Origin of the sequence: Pseudoflavonifractor sp. (assembly GCF_050943825.1) — a bacterium.
Classification (GTDB): Bacteria; Bacillota; Clostridia; order Oscillospirales; family Oscillospiraceae; genus Pseudoflavonifractor.
The window spans coordinates 152202-168557 of the sequence record NZ_JBMNPX010000004.1 but is presented as its reverse complement, the minus strand read 5'-3'; the positions used below and the strand labels follow the sequence as shown (position 1 = coordinate 168557).

17 protein-coding genes are annotated in these 16356 nt (G+C 64.3%); 13 read left to right on the top strand and 4 right to left on the bottom strand.

Going from position 1 to position 16356, the window contains the following annotated elements:
• Positions 1-7: 7 nt before the first annotated feature.
• The 10 genes from eutC (at position 8) to ACOX7T_RS06025 (ending at position 7358) form a co-directional block, all read left to right on the top strand.
• The gene (eutC, locus tag ACOX7T_RS06070; RefSeq protein WP_433440868.1) at positions 8-919 is read left to right on the top strand and encodes an ethanolamine ammonia-lyase subunit EutC; all 912 of its coding nucleotides are present in this window, start codon (positions 8-10) and stop codon (positions 917-919) included.
• 12 nt (positions 920-931) lie between these two features.
• Positions 932-1585: an ethanolamine utilization microcompartment protein EutL gene (gene eutL, locus ACOX7T_RS06065; protein WP_433440866.1), complete on the top strand. Its 654-nt coding sequence runs from the start codon at positions 932-934 to the stop codon at positions 1583-1585.
• A gap of 10 nt (positions 1586-1595) precedes the next feature.
• The gene (locus ACOX7T_RS06060) at positions 1596-3059 is read left to right on the top strand and encodes an acetaldehyde dehydrogenase (acetylating) (RefSeq protein WP_433440864.1); all 1464 of its coding nucleotides are present in this window, start codon (positions 1596-1598) and stop codon (positions 3057-3059) included.
• A 392-nt stretch (positions 3060-3451) separates the two neighbouring features.
• Entirely contained in the window at positions 3452-3751 is a 300-nt protein-coding gene (eutM, locus tag ACOX7T_RS06055; RefSeq protein ID WP_148319385.1) for an ethanolamine utilization microcompartment protein EutM, read from the top strand.
• A gap of 3 nt (positions 3752-3754) precedes the next feature.
• Positions 3755-4486, top strand: a complete 732-nt coding sequence (locus tag ACOX7T_RS06050; protein ID WP_433440862.1) for an ATP-binding protein — start codon at positions 3755-3757, stop codon at positions 4484-4486.
• The gene (gene pduL / locus ACOX7T_RS06045; RefSeq protein WP_433440860.1) at positions 4487-5323 is read left to right on the top strand and encodes a phosphate propanoyltransferase; all 837 of its coding nucleotides are present in this window, start codon (positions 4487-4489) and stop codon (positions 5321-5323) included.
• Entirely contained in the window at positions 5320-5610 is a 291-nt protein-coding gene (locus ACOX7T_RS06040; protein WP_295369463.1) for a hypothetical protein, read from the top strand. The genes pduL and ACOX7T_RS06040 overlap by 4 nt, the downstream gene beginning before the upstream one ends.
• Positions 5585-5818, top strand: a complete 234-nt coding sequence (locus tag ACOX7T_RS06035) for a EutN/CcmL family microcompartment protein (RefSeq protein ID WP_148319272.1) — start codon at positions 5585-5587, stop codon at positions 5816-5818. The genes ACOX7T_RS06040 and ACOX7T_RS06035 overlap by 26 nt, the downstream gene beginning before the upstream one ends.
• 30 nt (positions 5819-5848) lie before the next feature.
• Complete coding sequence (eutH, locus tag ACOX7T_RS06030; protein WP_433441012.1) at positions 5849-6934, top strand: ethanolamine utilization protein EutH; 1086 nt, start codon at positions 5849-5851, stop codon at positions 6932-6934.
• Positions 6927-7358 carry a cupin domain-containing protein gene (locus ACOX7T_RS06025; RefSeq protein WP_433440857.1) on the top strand — a complete coding sequence of 144 codons (432 nt, stop codon included), beginning with the start codon at positions 6927-6929 and terminating at the stop codon, positions 7356-7358. Before eutH ends, ACOX7T_RS06025 begins: the two co-directional genes overlap by 8 nt.
• 97 nt (positions 7359-7455) lie before the next feature.
• Here ACOX7T_RS06025 and ACOX7T_RS06020 read toward each other — a convergent pair whose 3' ends face one another.
• The 4 genes from ACOX7T_RS06020 to ACOX7T_RS06005 are packed head-to-tail and all read right to left on the bottom strand — an operon-like array spanning position 7456 to position 10964.
• Positions 7456-8526 (bottom strand): M24 family metallopeptidase, encoded by a 1071-nt coding sequence (locus ACOX7T_RS06020; RefSeq protein ID WP_433440855.1) that lies wholly within the window; start codon positions 8524-8526, stop codon positions 7456-7458.
• A 19-nt stretch (positions 8527-8545) separates the two neighbouring features.
• Entirely contained in the window at positions 8546-9478 is a 933-nt protein-coding gene (locus ACOX7T_RS06015; protein WP_433440853.1) for a nucleoside hydrolase, read from the bottom strand.
• Entirely contained in the window at positions 9475-10437 is a 963-nt protein-coding gene (locus ACOX7T_RS06010; RefSeq protein WP_433440851.1) for a nucleoside hydrolase, read from the bottom strand. Before ACOX7T_RS06010 ends, ACOX7T_RS06015 begins: the two co-directional genes overlap by 4 nt.
• 11 nt (positions 10438-10448) lie before the next feature.
• Positions 10449-10964 (bottom strand): DUF7004 family protein, encoded by a 516-nt coding sequence (locus tag ACOX7T_RS06005; RefSeq protein ID WP_433440849.1) that lies wholly within the window; start codon positions 10962-10964, stop codon positions 10449-10451.
• 185 nt (positions 10965-11149) lie between these two features.
• On the opposite strand from ACOX7T_RS06005, the gene ACOX7T_RS06000 reads away from it, so the two are divergent.
• The 3 genes from ACOX7T_RS06000 (at position 11150) to ACOX7T_RS05990 (ending at position 16286) form a co-directional block, all read left to right on the top strand.
• Complete coding sequence (locus tag ACOX7T_RS06000; RefSeq protein WP_433440847.1) at positions 11150-11857, top strand: LytR/AlgR family response regulator transcription factor; 708 nt, start codon at positions 11150-11152, stop codon at positions 11855-11857.
• Between the two features lie 2 nt (positions 11858-11859).
• Positions 11860-13188 (top strand): ATP-binding protein, encoded by a 1329-nt coding sequence (locus ACOX7T_RS05995; protein ID WP_148319261.1) that lies wholly within the window; start codon positions 11860-11862, stop codon positions 13186-13188.
• Between the two features lie 131 nt (positions 13189-13319).
• Positions 13320-16286 carry a glycoside hydrolase family 3 N-terminal domain-containing protein gene (locus tag ACOX7T_RS05990; RefSeq protein WP_433440844.1) on the top strand — a complete coding sequence of 989 codons (2967 nt, stop codon included), beginning with the start codon at positions 13320-13322 and terminating at the stop codon, positions 16284-16286.
• Positions 16287-16356: the final 70 nt, after the last annotated feature.

The following is a 16356-nucleotide window of genomic DNA, read 5'->3' as shown; positions in this document are numbered from 1 at the left end:
AAAGAAGATGCAAGAAAAAGAGCTGCGCGCCCTCATTGAGCGCATGATCGCCGAGGTGGCCGGACAGGCCCCCACTCCCCAGGTGAAGGGGAGCGACTACCACCCCATGGAACCCCAGGGGGTGATCCGTCCGGCGGCCGGGAATATTGACCCTGCCGCCGCCATCCCGGACATCACCCAGACCGACCTGCGGCGGCAGTATCTGGTGGACAACCCCAGAAACGGGAGGGCATTTCTGGACCTGAAGCAGAAGACCCCCGCCCGCATTGGCCTGGGCCGGGCGGGCGCCCGGTACAAGACCGCCACCATGCTCCGCTTCCGGGCCGATCACGCGGCGGCTCAGGACTCCTGCTTCTCCATGGTGGACGAGGCATTTGTGAAGAAGGGGGGCTTTGTGCCGGTGCAGACCCTGTGTAAGGACAAGGACGAGTACCTGACCCGGCCCGACAAGGGCCGCCGGTTTGACGAGGCCAACCAGGCCATTATCCGCCAGACCCTGGGGCAGAAGCCCAGGGTGGCCCTGGTGGTGGGGGACGGCCTCAGCTCCGCCGCCATTGAGGCCAACGCCCTGGATTGCCTGGAGGCCATCAAGGGCGGCCTGAAGGCCTACGGGCTGGAGGCGGGGCCGGCGCTCTTCGTCAAGTTCTGCCGGGTGGGAGCCTCCGACCACATCGGCGACATGACCGGCGCGGAGGTGGTGTGCATGCTGGTGGGGGAGCGGCCCGGACTGGTGACCGCTGAGTCCATGTCCGCCTATATCACCTACCAGCCCCACATCGGTATCCCCGAGTCCAAGCGCACGGTGGTCTCCAACATCCACCGGCAGGGAACCACAGCGGTGGAGGCAGGCGCACACATCGCGGAACTGATTCACACCATGCTGGAGAAGAAAGCCTCCGGCATTGATTTGAAGCTGTAAGGGGGCGGAACCATGATTGATGAGCTGATTCCTGTCAAGGTACTGGCCACCCACACCATCGCCAACGTCAGCGAGGGGCTGGCCAAACAGTTGGCCCTGCCCGACGGCCACCGCTCCATCGGCATCCTCACCACCGACTGCGACGACATGACCTACTGCGCCCTGGACGAGGCCACCAAGGCCGCCGCCGTGGAGGTGGTGTACGGCCGGAGTCTGTACGCGGGGGCGGCCAATGCCTCCACCAAACTGGCCGGTGAGGTCATCGGTATTCTAGCCGGGCCCAACCCGGCGGAGGTCCAGAGCGGCCTGCGGGCGGCGGTGGCCTTCCTCCAGGAGGGCGGCGGCTTCCGCTCCGCCAATGAGGACGGCTCGGTGGTCTATTTTGCCCACACTGTCTCCCGCACGGGCACCTACCTGTCCCAGACAGCGGGGGTGGTCGAGGGGGAGGCGCTGGCCTACCTCATCGCCCCGCCCCTGGAGGCGGTGGTGGGGCTGGACGAGGCGCTGAAGGCGGCGGACGTGGAGCTGGTGACGCTCTATGAGCCGCCCAGCGAGACCAACTTCGGCGGCGGTCTGCTCACCGGCACCCAGAGTGCCTGCAATGCCGCCTGTGCGGCCTTTGCCGAGGCAGTGAAGGCAATTGCGGCCCGGCCCCGGGAAATTTAGGAGGGATTCCATGCAGCTGGATAAGGATTTACAGTCGGTCCAGGAGGTCCGGGACCTGATTAAGACGGCCAAGGAGGCCCAGCGGGCTCTGGCCCGGATGGACCAGGGCCAGATTGACAAAATTGTGGCCGCCATCTCGGCGGCGGGCGCGGAGCACGCCGGGCGGCTGGCCGCCATGGCCGTGGAGGAGACCGGCTTTGGCAAAAAAGAGGACAAGGAGCTGAAAAACCGCTTCGCCGCTCTCACCCTCTACGAGGCCATCAAGAACGAGCGCACCATCGGCATCCTGGCCGAGGACCGGGAGAAGCGCATCATCGACATCGGCGTGCCCGTGGGCATTGTGGCCGGGCTGGTGCCCTCCACCAACCCCACCTCCACTGTCATCTACAAAGCCATGATCTGCCTCAAGGCGGGCAGCCCCATCATCTTCTCCCCCCACCCCAGCGCCCTCAACTGTATCCGGGAGACGGTGGCGGTGGTCCGCAGGGCGGCGGAGGGGGCGGGGGCTCCCACGGGGAGCATCTCCTGCATCTCCACCCCCACCATGGAGGCCACCAGCGCCCTGATGAAGCACCGGGATACCCGGCTCATCCTGGCCACGGGCGGCGGGGCCATGGTCAAGGCGGCCTATTCCTCGGGCACCCCGGCCATCGGCGTGGGCGCGGGCAACGGCCCGGCCTATATCCACCGCACGGCAGACGTACCCATGGCGGTGAAGCGGATTCTGGACTCCAAGACCTTTGACAACGGCACCATCTGTGCCAGTGAGCAGAGCATTGTGGTCACCAAGGAGATGGAGAGCGCCGTGACGGCGGAGTTAACGCGCCAGGGGGCCTGCATCCTCAGCGACGGGCAGCACAAGGCCCTCTCCAAGTGCATCCTCCGGCCCAACGGCACCATGAACCCGGCCATTGTGGGCAAGAGCGTGGAGCAGGTGGCCGCACTGGCCGGACTGTCCGGCATCCCGGCGGGCACAAGAGTGCTGGTGGCCCGGGAGACTGGCGTGGGTCCCGGCTACCCCTACTCCAATGAGAAGCTGGGGCTGATTCTGGCTCTCTACGTGGAGAGCGACGAGGAGGCGGCTCTCCGCCGGTGCGTGGAGATTCTGGAGTGGGAGGGCGCGGGCCACACCTTCTCCATCCACGCCGAGGACGAGAACGTGGTCAAGAAATTCGCCGCCGCCGTGCCCGCCAGCCGGGTGCTGGTGAATACGCCCTCCTCCCTGGGCGGCATCGGCGCCAGCACCTGCCTGTTCCCCGCCCTCACACTGGGCTGCGGCGCGGTGGGCGGCTCCTCCAGCTCCAACAACATCGGCCCCCTGGACCTCATCAACATCAAGCGGGTGGCCTGGGGCGTCAAAGAGCTGGAGGAGCTCCGGGGAGGTTCGGCCTGCCGCACGGAAGCCCGTGGGACGGTTGACGCCGCCGCCATGGACGAGCTGGTACGCCTGATCATGAGGAGGCTGAACGTATGAGCGAGGTCAACGCCGACGGCGTGCTGCTCAACCCCCAGGAGCACCTTTTGCAGGAGGTGCAGAATCTGACCAACAGCCTGATGGCGGCCAAGCCCGCCGGGGCCGAGGGGGAGGAGGCCGTGGAGCACCCGGTAACCGCCCCAAACGGCGAACCTGCTGGAACCGTGGGCGGCGCGCCCCACATGCCCGTCAAGGCTGTGGAAGAAAAAGCGGAGAAGAAGCCCCGCAGAAAGCGGGAACGTGCCGCCCGGACGGAGGAAAAGGAAAACCCGGTTTCCACAATGGGCCGGGCAGATGTGGAAAAAACACCCGGGGGACAGAATATGCCTCAGGGTGGGAATCATACAAAAGGCCCCGTTTCCGGGGCGCACAACGGAAAAGGAGACAGGAAAATGGCTAACACAAATGCACTTGGTATGGTGGAGACCCGCGGTCTGGTGGCCGCCATTGAGGCGGCGGACGCCATGGTGAAGGCAGCAAACGTCCAGCTGGTGGGCAAGGAGCAGGTGGGCGGCGGCCTGGTGACCGTGATGGTCCGGGGCGACGTGGGAGCCGTCAAGGCGGCCACCGACGCCGGCGCCGCTGCTGCGGAGAAGGTGGGCGAGCTGGTGAGCGTCCACGTCATCCCCCGCCCCCACGCCGAGGTGGACTCCGTCCTGCCCCACGGCAAGGGCGAGTACGACGGGCAGTAAGCCGTGGCGCTGCTGACCGAGGAGGACGTGCGCCGCATGTCCGGCGGCGGCACCCGAGGGCCGGTGGTGGTCCGGGCGGGGGAGGTTCTCACCCCTGCCGCCCGGGACTGGCTAAAAGAAAAGGGGGTGGAGGTGGTCTATCCCCAGGGCAATTCTGAGGAGACGGGGGAGCGGCCCAAGTACTGTACCCTGTCCGGGGCGGTGCTGGTGGAGAAGCCGGAGCACATGACCCACCTGAAGGGCAACATTTTGGTGGACAAGGACCACCCCCGCATCGCCTTCCGGGGCTGCATTGACAGCCTGGAGGCGGAGATTCTCCTGGCCCAGCAGACCTGTGCCAGGGCGGGCTATCCCGCTCTGGCACAGGAGCTGGAGGAGGTGCTGACCTTTGTGCGGCGGTTCATCCGCTTCGACGTGCTGGACGAGCCGGTGGGGGAGATTGCGCTGTGCGGGTACGGCCCGGCGGAGCTGCGGGAGTACTCCCACTACCCGGAGAAGTACCTGGGTCAGCCCCACTTCATGCCCCACTACACCGACTCCCCCGCCATTCTGGCGGTGAACAAGGTGCGCACCGTGGTGCGGCGCACCGAGCTGGCGGCCTATGCCGCCTTCCGGGACGCCGATGGCGGCGTGAAGAGGCCGGACATGATTCTGGGGCTAAACCGCCTGTCCTCCCTGATGTGGATCATGATGATCAAGCTCAAGGCGGGGAAGTATCCCCGGGAGGTGAAGTAAATGGAACACACAGCGCTGGAACGGCTGGCGGAGGCGGTGGTGGAGAGGCTGACCGTGCCCCTGGAGGCAAGCGGACGGCATGTCCATCTGTGCCGGGCCCATGTGGAGGCCCTGTTCGGACCGGGCCACCGGCTGGAGAAGGTGCGGGACCTGTCCCAGCCGGGGCAGTTCGTCTGTGCCGAGCGGGTGACCCTGGTGGGCCCCAAAGGCCAGCTGGGCAACGTGGTGGTGCTGGGCCCCGAGCGGCCCGAGAGCCAGGTGGAGATCTCCCTCACGGACGGGGTGGCCCTGGGCATCACGCCCCCGGTGCGCATCTCGGGGGACACAGCCGGTACGCCGGGCATTGTGCTCCGGGGACCGGCGGGGGAACTCACCCTGAAACAGGGTGTCATCGCCGCCAAGCGGCACATCCACATGACGCCCCAGGACGCGGCACGGTGGGGTCTGTCCGACAAGCAGGACATCCGGCTCCGCACCCTCACCAGCCGTCCGGTTACCTTTGAGGCGGTGGAGGTACGCATTTCCCCCAAATTCTCCACCGCCGTCCACCTGGACTACGATGAGGCCAACGCCTGCGGCTTCCGCAGGGGGGACCGGGCCATTCCACTGCCTGGCTGCGAGGGAGAGAGAGCTGACCAGCCTCGTCGTGATCGCGCCGAATGGCGCGTCCCGAGCGTTTTGCCCAGCAAAACCTCGATGGAGGGCAGATTCACTCTGCCCGAACAGATTCCAAACGGGGTCCCCGGAAAGGCCGGCCTTTCCGGGGACGAGGCCAACGCCTGCGGCTTCCGCAGGGGGGACCGGGCCATCCCTGTGACAGGGGGAGAGGGCCTGTGACGCTGGAGGAGCGGGGCGGAGACCTGATCATCACCCATCTCCCCATCGAGCAGATGGCCCTCCTCTCCCTGGGCGTGGCCCTGACGGAGGAGGAACGGACGGTTCTTCTGGCTCTGCTGGAGGGACGGCGGGTCTACCTGGCCGACGGGGCCCTGGAGTACAAGAAATACGCCCGCACTGCCGAGCGGGGGATCTACGTCCGCTTTACCGCCATGGAGCGGGAGCTGCGGGAGCTGGGTATCCGGAGAGGAGGGGGCGGCCGTGCTGCTGGGTACGGTAGAGGGTAATATCTGGTCCACCAAGAAGTCCCCCGGCCTCTTCGGCAAGTCCTTTCTCACCGTCCGGGTGGGGGAACAGCTCCTCATCTGCGCCGACTGCGTGGGCGCGGGTGAGGGAGAGCGGGTGCTGGTGGCCACCGGCGGTGCGGCCCGTGTGGCCGCCGGGAAGGACGTCCCGGTGGACGCCGCCGTGGTGGGCATCGTGGACCAGACCTAGCCCTGAGAGAACAGGAAAGGGGCAATGAATTTGTCCATCAACGAGATTATCATCTATCTAATGGTCCTCTTCATGGTCCTGGGCGCGGTGGACCGGATTCTGGGCAACCGCTTCGGCCTGGGGGAGAAGTTTGAAGAGGGTATTATGAATATGGGCGCCCTGGCGCTGTCCATGATCGGCATCATCTGCCTGGCGCCGGTGCTGGCCGACGTATTGAGACCGGTAGTGGTGCCGGTGTACCAGTTCCTGGGGGCCGACCCGGCCATGTTCGTGGGTACCATTCTGGCCAACGACATGGGCGGCGCGCCCCTGGCCAAGGAGCTGGCTCTGACGGAAGAGGCGGGGCAGTTCGGCGGCCTCATCGTGGGCGCCATGCTGGGGCCCACCATTGTGTTCACCATTCCCGTGGGCCTGGGCATCATTCAAAAGGAGGACCGGCCCGCTCTGGCCTCCGGCGTGCTGGCAGGCGTGGTCACAATTCCTCTGGGCTCCCTGGTGGGCGGCCTGGCGGCCGGGTTTAACATCGGCATGGTGCTGCGCAATCTGATCCCCATCGTGCTCATCGCCGTGCTCATTGCCATCGGCCTGTGGAAGATCCCAAACGGCATGGTCAAGGGCTTTCAGGTGTTCGGCAGGGCGGTGGTGGTCATCATCACCGTGGGCCTGGCTATCGCCATTGTCCAGAAGCTGACCCCCATCACCATTCTGCCCGGCCTCACCCCCATTGAGGAGGGCTTCACCGTGGTGGGCGACATCGCCGTGGTGCTGGCGGGAGCGTTCCCTCTGGTGTACGTCATCACCAAGGTGTTCCGCAAGCCCCTGATGAAGCTGGGACACCTGCTGGGCATGAACGACATCGCCGCCGCCGGAATGGTGGCCACCCTGGCCAACAATATCCCCATGTTCGGCATGCTGAAGGACATGGACCACCGGGGCAAGGTCATCAACGTGGCCTTTGCCGTGTCGGCGGCCTTTGTGTTCGGCGATCACCTGGGCTTTACCGCAGGCTTTGACTCGTCCATGATTTTCCCCATGATTGTGGGCAAGCTGGTGGGCGGCGTGTCCGCCGTGGCGGTGGCCATGCTGCTGACCAGAAAGGAGGCAAGCCGTGGATAAACAGACGTTGGAGGCCCTGGTGCGCCAGGTGCTGCTGGAGAAACTGGGGGAGGTCCCAGGGGAGGCAGTGAAGAAGGTTCCGGTGCCTCAGCTGAAGGTGACGGAGGAGCACCGGATGGACACCGGCCGGGCTGGGGACAGGGTCTATACACGGGACCTGTTCACCCTTGACGAGAGCCCCCGACTGGGTGCGGGCATCATGGAGATGACCGACACCACCTTCCCCTGGACGCTGAACTATGACGAGATGGACTATGTGATTGAGGGGCGGCTGGACATCCAGACCGACCGGGGCACCGTATCCGCAGGGCCGGGGGAGATTATCTATATCCCCAAGGGCAGCGCCATCCGTTTCTCGGTGGCGGGACACGCCCGGTTCCTCTATTTTGTCTATCCGGCGGACTGGCAGAACCAGAACACATAAAAAAACGGTGGAGAGCATAGCTCTCCACCGTTTTTTTGCTATGCAAAGCATAGCAAAATCGGCCATGTGCCGCCTACGGCGGCACGGCCATGAAATTTTATACGATTTGCAGCTCTTTGGCGGCCTGGTTGAGCACCTCGCAGCCGTCCTCAGTGACCAGCACCAGGTCTTCGATGCGTACCCCAAGCTTCCCGGGCAGGTAGATGCCCGGCTCCACCGAGAACACCATGCCGGGCCGGACGGGCACCCTGCTCACCGGGCTGTTATCCGGGGGCTCGTGGCAGTCCAGGCCGCAGCCGTGGCCCAGCCGGTGGGTAAAGTAGGGGCCGTAGCCGGCCTCTTCAATGACCGAGCGGGCGGCCCGGTCGATGTCGCACAGCAGCACACCGGGGCGGATCATGGCCTCGGCGGCCTCATTGGCGGCTTTGACCGTCTCATAGACCCTGCGGCCCTCGTCGCTGACCGAGCGGAAGAACACGGTGCGGGTCATGTCGCACCAGTAGCGGCCGATGGGGTTGAACAGGTCCAGCACCACCGAGTCGCCCGCCTTCAGCCGGGTGGCGTTGGGGCCGTGGTGGGGGTCGGCGCCGTTGGGGCCGAAGCAGACCAGCTGCCCCTCGGAGGAACGCTCGCCGCCGTGGTCCCGGAACAGCTGCTCCACCAGGGCGGCCATCTCGTCCTCCCGCACGCCCTCCTTCAGGGCGGCGATGGCGGCAGTGACCACCTGGTCGTTGATGCGGGATGCGGCGCGGAGGGCGGCGATCTCGTCGGCGTCCTTGCAGGTGCGGGCGTCGTCCACGGGCGCGGAGCCGGGCACGGGGCGCACGTCGGGCCGGGCGGTGAGCAGGGACATGAGGAACTTGCTGGGCCAGAACTTGTCCACGCCCAGAGTGCCGGGGGTCAGGGCGGCACAGAGCTGGGCGGTGGGGTCGTCGCTGTCGGTGTGGAGCACCAGCTCCAGTCCCTCCTGGGGCTGGAGAGCGAAGAGCTCGTTGCCGAAGAGAATGGGGGCGGCCCCCCGGCGCAGGTAGAGGGCCAGCATCCGCTCCATGGGCTCCACCCAGTAGCCGGTGAGGTAGTAGACCGAGGCGGTGGAGGTGACGATGATCTGGTCCAGACCTTCCCGCTCCATGTTTTCCAAAACGCGGTTGAGCCGTGCGGTATTCACGAGAATCCTTCCTTTCCGATTATCTGCCGTATTCACCCAGCAGGTTCAGCAGCCGCCGGGCAAATTCAGGCCGGTCCACATCCAGCACCAGGTCCACGTTGGGGGTGCGCTTGGCGTCGCTGAAGGCGTCGGTGACCGTCTTGCCCCGGGTGTGGACGCCGGAGCGCTCCACACCCACCCAGCAGCGGACGGAGGTGAAGATGCCGGGGTCAATGGCGTACAGCATGGCACAGGGGTCGTACATGGGTGCGCCGGTGACCCCGGGCAGGGCCCAGGACAGCTCCAGGCGGCTGAGTGCGGCGGAGAAGGCGGCCTGCACGGAGCCCATGGCCTCCAGCGCCGCAATATCCTCCTCCAACAGGCTGGCCCGGTAGCACACGTCCAGTCCGCACAGGGCGATGGGCATGCCGGAACGGAACACCATCTCGGCGGCCTCCGGGTCAGCGTAGATATTGAACTCGGCGGCGGGGGTGGCGTTGCCGAAGCAGGCGCCCCCGCCCATGACGGTCAGCTTTTTGATGTACTTGGGCAGGTCGGGATACTTGGCCAGGGCAATGGCCAGATTGGTCAGGGGGCCGGTGGCGATGAGCTCCAGCGCCCCGTTCAGAGCCTTTGCCTCCCGCCAGATCACGTCCCAGGCCTTCTCCTCACGGAGCGCGGACTTGGGCTGGGGCATGGGCCAGCCCATGAGGCCGTCTGCGCCGTGGACGTCCGCCGCGTCTCTCACCTCACCGGAGAGAGGACGGTCCGCGCCGGGGTACACCGGGATGTCCTCCCGGCTGCCCAGGGCCAGAATCTTCAGGGCATTGGGGGCGGTGTAGGCCAGGGGGACATTGCCAGCAACAGGGGTGATGGCCCTGATATCCAACTCCGGAACGCGGAATGCGGCCAGCAGGGCCATGGCGTCGTCAATGCCCGGGTCGCAGTCGATAATAACGGGTCGCTTGTTCATGCCTGTCCCTCCCCATATGCTTTTACGGCCTCCACCAGCAGATCGGCAAAGCCGTCCCGATCCACGCCCATGATAACCCGGGCGTTGGGGGCGGCGGAGGTGAGGTGGTGCCGGTCGCCAATCGTTGCGCCCCTGGTGTAGTCTCCGGCCACCTCGATGTCCACGTGCATCTCCTCCACGGTGAACAGATCGGGCGCCACCAGGGCGGCCACCGCCACCGCGTCGTGGACGGGGGCGCCGGCGTAGCCCTTCTCACGATGGAAGCGGTAGAAGAACTCCAGCCACTCGGCCACAATATGGGCCACCGGGTTGCCAACGGCCCGCACCCGCTCAAAGTCCTCGGGGAAGATGAGGGCCTTTTCAGTCACGTCCAGCCCGGCCATGGTGATGGGTACACCGGAACGGAACACAATGTCGGCGGCCTCCGGGTCTACCAGAATGTTGAACTCAGCGGCAGGGGTCCAGTTGCCGTGGGCAATGCCGCCGCCCATGAGGGAGATACCGCCGATCTTCTCCTTCAGCTCCGGGTGGGACAGGAGCAGGGAGGCCACGTTGGTCAGGGGGCCGGTGGGCACCAGGTACACCGGATCCTGGCTCTCGGAGAGCACCTTTGCCATCAGCTCGGCAGCCGAGCAGGGCAGAGGTTCCCGGTCGGGCTCGGGCAGGACGGGGCCGTCCAGACCCGACTCGCCGTGGACGCTGGGGGCCACCATGGGCTCGGCCACCAGGGGGCCGGGGCGGCCCTTGGCCATGGGCGCGTCAATGCCCAGCAGTGTCATGACCCGCAGGGCGTTGTAGGTGGTCTTTTCAATGGTCTGGTTGCCGCAGACCGAGGTGATGCCCCGGATATCCAGGGCAGGGGACGCCTTGGCCAGCATCCAGGCCATGGCGTCGTCATGGCCCGGGTCGCCGTCCAGCAGGACGGGAATCCGGGCGGGAAGATCCCAATGGATTGACATAATGTTCCTCCTTAGAAGCCGTAGGACTGGCACAGGGCGCTGAGCTCAGCCGCTTTTTTCCCGGTGGGGAAGGATGCGGCCTCCTCCGGCGTGCGCCCTTCCAGCAGCACAAGGTGCACGCCAAGCCGTTTGATGCGCTTGCCCAGGACGGCCCTGGCCTTGTTCTCCTCGGCGATCATAGTCAGGTAGAGAGTGGTGAAGAGCCTGTCCGCCCGGACGTCGTCTCCGGGGGATGAGCCATAGGCGGCGGAGAGCCGGGTGATGAGGTCCAGGACATGGTCGCTGGGCAGCAGGTCACCCCGGGGCGGCTTGACGCCCATGGCGTCGTAGACGGTGACAAAGTCGGCCATGACCTTGTCTGTGCCGTACCGCTGGGCCAGCTCCAGCAGACGGGCAAAACAGCCCGCGTCGGTGGGCCGCCGGGTCCAGACAAAGACCCGCTCCTGGACGCACCAGCGGTCAAACTTCCCCTCGGTGAAGCCAATGCTGGTGCCGCCGGGAAAGGATTTTACTACCTCAAAGGCCATAGGCGCCCTCCTCTCTGTGAGGTAAGTATAGCAAAAGAGAGAGGGGGGTATCAAGGACTTTGTCCCACCCCGCAGGGCGGGAAAAAAGATTTGCATGGAAAGAACAGGGCGTGATAGAATAGGTACCCATAGAAATCCGTGCCCATGCACGAGCAAAAAGAAGAGAGAAAACGGGGGGAGACGGGATGCTGAACATTGCCATTGTGGAGGACGATCCCCAGGCTGCGGGGACCCTGACGTCCTATCTGGACCGCTACGCCCAGGAGCGTGGGACCACCTGCAACAGCGTCATTTTCAACGACGCGGTGGACTTTCTCACCGGCTACAAGGCCAGCTTTGACCTGGTGTTCATGGACATTGAGCTGCCCGGACTGGACGGCATGGAGGCCGCCCGCCGCCTGCGTGAGGTGGACAGGAGTGTCATTCTGATTTTCGTGACCAACATGGCCAATTTCGCCGTGAAGGGCTACGAGGTGGACGCCCTGGACTTTATCGTCAAGCCGGTGGCCTACTTCCCCTTCTCCATCAAACTGGACCGGGCGGTCAAGCGGCTGGAGAGCCGCCAGGAACGGGAGCTGCTGGTGCCGGCGGAGGACGGGGTGGTGTGCCTGAAGTGCTCTGAGGTGACCTACATCGAGGTCATGCAGCACCGGATCACCTACCACACCCGGGACAAGAACTACACCGGCTACGGGTCCCTGAAGAAGATAGAACCCCTTCTGCCCGAGAAGGTCTTTGCAAAGTGCAACAGCTGCTATGTGGTCAACCTGCGCTATGTCCGGCAGGTGAAGGATTTCAGCGTACTGGTGGGGGAGGACTGGCTGGCCATCAGCCACGCCAGGCGGAAGCCCTTCCTCAGCGCGCTCAATGAGTACATCGGGAGTATGGAATAGTCATGTATGAGGTTACCCAGCTTTTCTGGTACAAGTCGGTCTTTATGGCCGAGATTCTGGCGGCCGAATTTCTCTTCACCTTCCGCCTGAAGAAAAAAGACCACTACCCCATCCGCTTTGCCCTGGCCGCCCTGCTGTGCATGGCGGTGTCGGTGGCCGCGCCCATTCTGGGGTACAACGCCCTGTACAGCTCGGTGCTCTTCTTCGTGCTGTTCGCCGTGTCGGTGGGGGCGCTGATGCTGTGCTTCCGGGAGCCGTTCCTCCACATCTTCTTCTGCGCTGTGGCCGCCTATACGGTGCAGCACATAGCCTTTGAGGTCTATAACTTTATCGTGGTGGTCACAGGCCTTAACGCCGGGCTGCCTGTGGAGGTGTACGGCGAGAGCGCCGCACGGCTGTCCGGACTCTTCCTGACGCTGGTATATGTGGACGCCTACTGCATTGTCTACTGGCTCATGACCATCACCTTCGGCTCCATGATCCGCAAAAACGAGGACCTGCGCATCCGCAGCACCTCCATGCTGGTGCTGGTGGCCCTGGTGGTGCTGGTGGACATCGTCATCAGCGCGGTGGTCACCTATTACAGCTACGAGAACAACAACTCCTTCTATGTGAGCGTGGCCTCCATCTACAACATCCTCTGCTGCCTGCTGGCCCTGTACGTCCAGTTCTCCCTGCTGTCCAAGCGGCAGCTGGAGCGGGAGCTGGACACGGTCAACAGTCTCTATGAGCAGGAGAAAAAGCAGTACGACATGTTCAAGGAGAATCTGGACTTCATCAACGTCAAGTGCCACGACCTGCGCCACCAGATCCGCCAGATCGGCCGGAGCAGCTCCCTGGACGAGGCGTCCATCCGGGAGATGGAGGACGTGATCTCCATTTACGACTCCGCCGTGGAGACGGGCAACAAGACCATCGACATCATCCTCACCGAGAAGAGTCTTATGTGCAACAAGAACCACATCAAGCTCACCTGCATTGTGGACGGCGGCGAGATGTCCTTCATGGCTGAGCAGGACATCTACTCCCTCTTCGGCAACGCCATCGACAACGCGGTGGAGGCCCTCTCCCAGGTGGAGGACGAGGAGAAGCGGGTGGTGGGCATCATCGCCAAGCGCAAGGGCATGTTCGTGTCCCTCCAGTTCTACAACTACTGCCCTCAGCCGCCCCAGTTCTCCGGCGGCCTGCCCGTCACCACCAAGGCGGACAAGCAGTACCACGGCTTCGGCACCAGGAGCATCCGCATGATCGCCCAGAAGTACGGCGGCGAAATGGATATCTCGGTGGAAAATCAGGTGTTCAACCTGCGGCTGCTCTTCCCGCTGGAATAGTCAGTCATAAGGAATATGCTGCAAAAACGGGCAGTTATGTCAAAACAGTTGCACCGTGCCCGGGCCCCTTTGTATACTGTGCGCAAGGTTCGCGGAGGGCGCCATCCGCGGAAACACATCAAGGGGGATGAATGAAAATGAATAAGAAGCGGATGTCCAACCGCCGCTTTATGGCCATCCTGATTCCCATTATGGCCATCGTGCTTGTGACACTGATGATCTGCAACCTGCTGGCCCTCAACTACCGGGGCCTCATCTCCACCTTCTTCAACCACAGCACCTACAAGATTGTGGAGACCGGCGAGTCCGCCGGGGACAGCACCTACTATCCCTGCGACTTTGAAACCGAGGAAGAGCTGACCGAGCACAGCGGCCAGGTGGCCGAGACTCTGGAGGCCGAGGGCATGGTCCTGCTGGAGAACAACGGCGGCCTGCCCCTGGCCAAGGACAGCAAGGTGAGCGTGTTCTCTGTCTCCTCCGTGAACATGGTCTACGGCGGCACCGGCTCGGGCAGCGTGGACACCTCCACCGTGCCCGACCTGAAGACCGCTCTGGAGGCCTCCGGCCTGTCCGTCAACACCACTCTGTGGGACTTCTACAAGCAGAAGAGCGCCGACGGCTACACCCGCAGCGCCCCCAACTGGAAGGGCGGCCAGTTCTCCATCAACGAGGTGCCCTGGGCTGACGTGGAGTCCTCCGCCGGCAGATCCTTCGCCGACTACGGCGACGCGGCCATCGTGGTCATCTCCCGCTCCGGCGGCGAGGGCTCCGACCTGACCGCCGTCAACTTCGCCGAGACCGAGGGCGTGGAGGGCAACTCCGGCAACTACCTGGAGCTGAGCACCGAAGAGGCCGATATGCTCGCCGCTGTCAACGAGCAGTTTGACAACGTGGTGGTGCTCATCAACGCCAACAACGCCCTGGAGCTGGGCTGGCTGGCCGACTATGAGAACATCAAGGCCGCCCTGTGGATCGGCGGCGTGGGCCAGACCGGCCTCTACGCCGTGGCCGACGCCCTAGTGGGCGACGTGGTGCCCTCCGGCCGCCTGGTGGACACCTACGCCTACGACGCCTCCAGCGCTCCCGCCGCTCAGAACGCGGGCTCCAACTTCTGGATTAACAATGGCTTCTCCAACGAGTCCGACCAGTACGTGGTCTACGCTGAGGGCATCTACGTGGGCTACCGGTACTATGAGACCCGCTACGAGGACGTGGTCATGGGCACCGGCAACGCCGACGATTACGACTACGCCTCCACCGTCCTCTATCCCTTCGGCTACGGCCTGAGCTACACCCAGTTCCAGTACAGCGACTTCTCCATGGCGGAGAACGACGACAGCTTCACCGTCTCCGTGACCGTCACCAACACCGGCGACACCTACACCGGCAAGGAGGTCGTCCAGGTCTACTTCCAGTCTCCCTACACCCAGTACGACATGGACAATGGCGTGGAAAAGGCCTCCGTGGAGCTGTGCGGCTTCGCCAAGACCGACGCCCTGGCCCCCGGCGAGAGCCAGACCGTCCAGATTGAGGTGCCCAAGGAGCAGCTCAAGTCCTACGACTACCGCACCGCCAAGACCTTCATCCTGGATGCCGGCGACTACTACTTCACCGTTGGTACCGACGCCCACGACGCCCTGAACAACATCCTGGCCGCCAAGGGCTACACCACTGCCGACGGCATGACCGCCGACGGCGATGCGTCCATGACCGCCAAGTGGACCAACGCCAGCCTGGACACCACCACCTACGCGGTGGACAGCGCCACCGGCACCGCCGTCACCAACCTGTTCGGCTACGCCGATATCTCCAGCTACGACGCCTACTCCGACTTTGTCTACCTGAGCCGGAGCAACTGGGTGGACACCTACCCCGTGGCCTTCTGCGACAGCACCGATGAGACCACCGGCGAGCGGTACATCGACCTGCCCCAGGAGATGATCGACGCCCTCCGGCCCCAGTACACCGAGGATCAGGACTCCTACACCATGCCCGCCTCCGGCGTCACCTCCGAGGTGCAGCTGACCCTGGCCGACTTCATCGACGTGGACTATGACGACCCCGCCTGGGATGATCTGCTGGACACCATCAGCCCCGCCGACCTCATCTACATGGTCCGCATGGGCGGCTACGGCACTCCCAGCCTGGACTACATCCTCAAGCCCGCCACCGTGGAGAAGGACGGTCCTGCCGGAATCTCCGCCACTCTGGTAGGCGGCACCCAGGGCATGGCCTACCCCACTGAGGTGGTCATCGCCTCCACCTGGAACACCCAGCTTGCCTATGACATGGGCGTGTCCGTGGGCAACGACGCCATGTACGCCAACATCCAGGGCTGGTATGCCCCCGCCATGAACATCCACCGCAACGCTTACAGCGGCCGTAACTTCGAGTATTACTCCGAGGACGGCTTCATCAGCGGCCAGATGGGCGCCAACACCGTGCTGGGCGCTCAGAGCAAGGGCCTGTTCTGCTACGTCAAGCACTTCGCCTTCAACGACACCGAGGGCGTCATCGACGAGACCAACGGCATCAAGGGCTCCAAGGACGGCATCGCCACCTTCTTCAACGAGCAGGCCGCCCGTGAGCTCTACCTGGTTCCCTTCGAGGCCGCGGTGAAGGAGGGCCACACCTACGCCATGATGAACGCCTTCAACCGTGTGGGAACCAAGTGGTGCGGCGCCAGCCATGAGCTGCTCACCGACCTGCTGCGGGAAGAGTGGGGCTTCAACGGCCTGGTGATCACCGACATGGCCGGTCTGCCCGACTACATGGACATCAAGGCCGGTCTCCAGGCCGGTACCGACATGTGGATGAACACCAGCGAGGAGCTCTACAACATCGACGGCTACCAGAACGACCCCCAGATCATGACCTACCTGCGCAATGCCGCTCATGACATCTGCTACACCGTCAGCCAAAGCGCCGCCATGAACGGCCTGTCCTCCGGCTCCACCATTGTGGACATCATGCCCCTGTGGATGACCTGGATGGTGGCCCTGGACGTGGTGGTGGGCGTACTGATTGTGGCCGGGGTGGCCTGGATTGTGGTCCGCGGCAAGGGCCAGAAGAAGAACCCCGACAAGTACAAACAGTAATTCTACCAAGTAGAAATACTGAGTGAAATCAAAAAATCCCCGCCGGCAATACGCCGGCGGGGATTTTTGA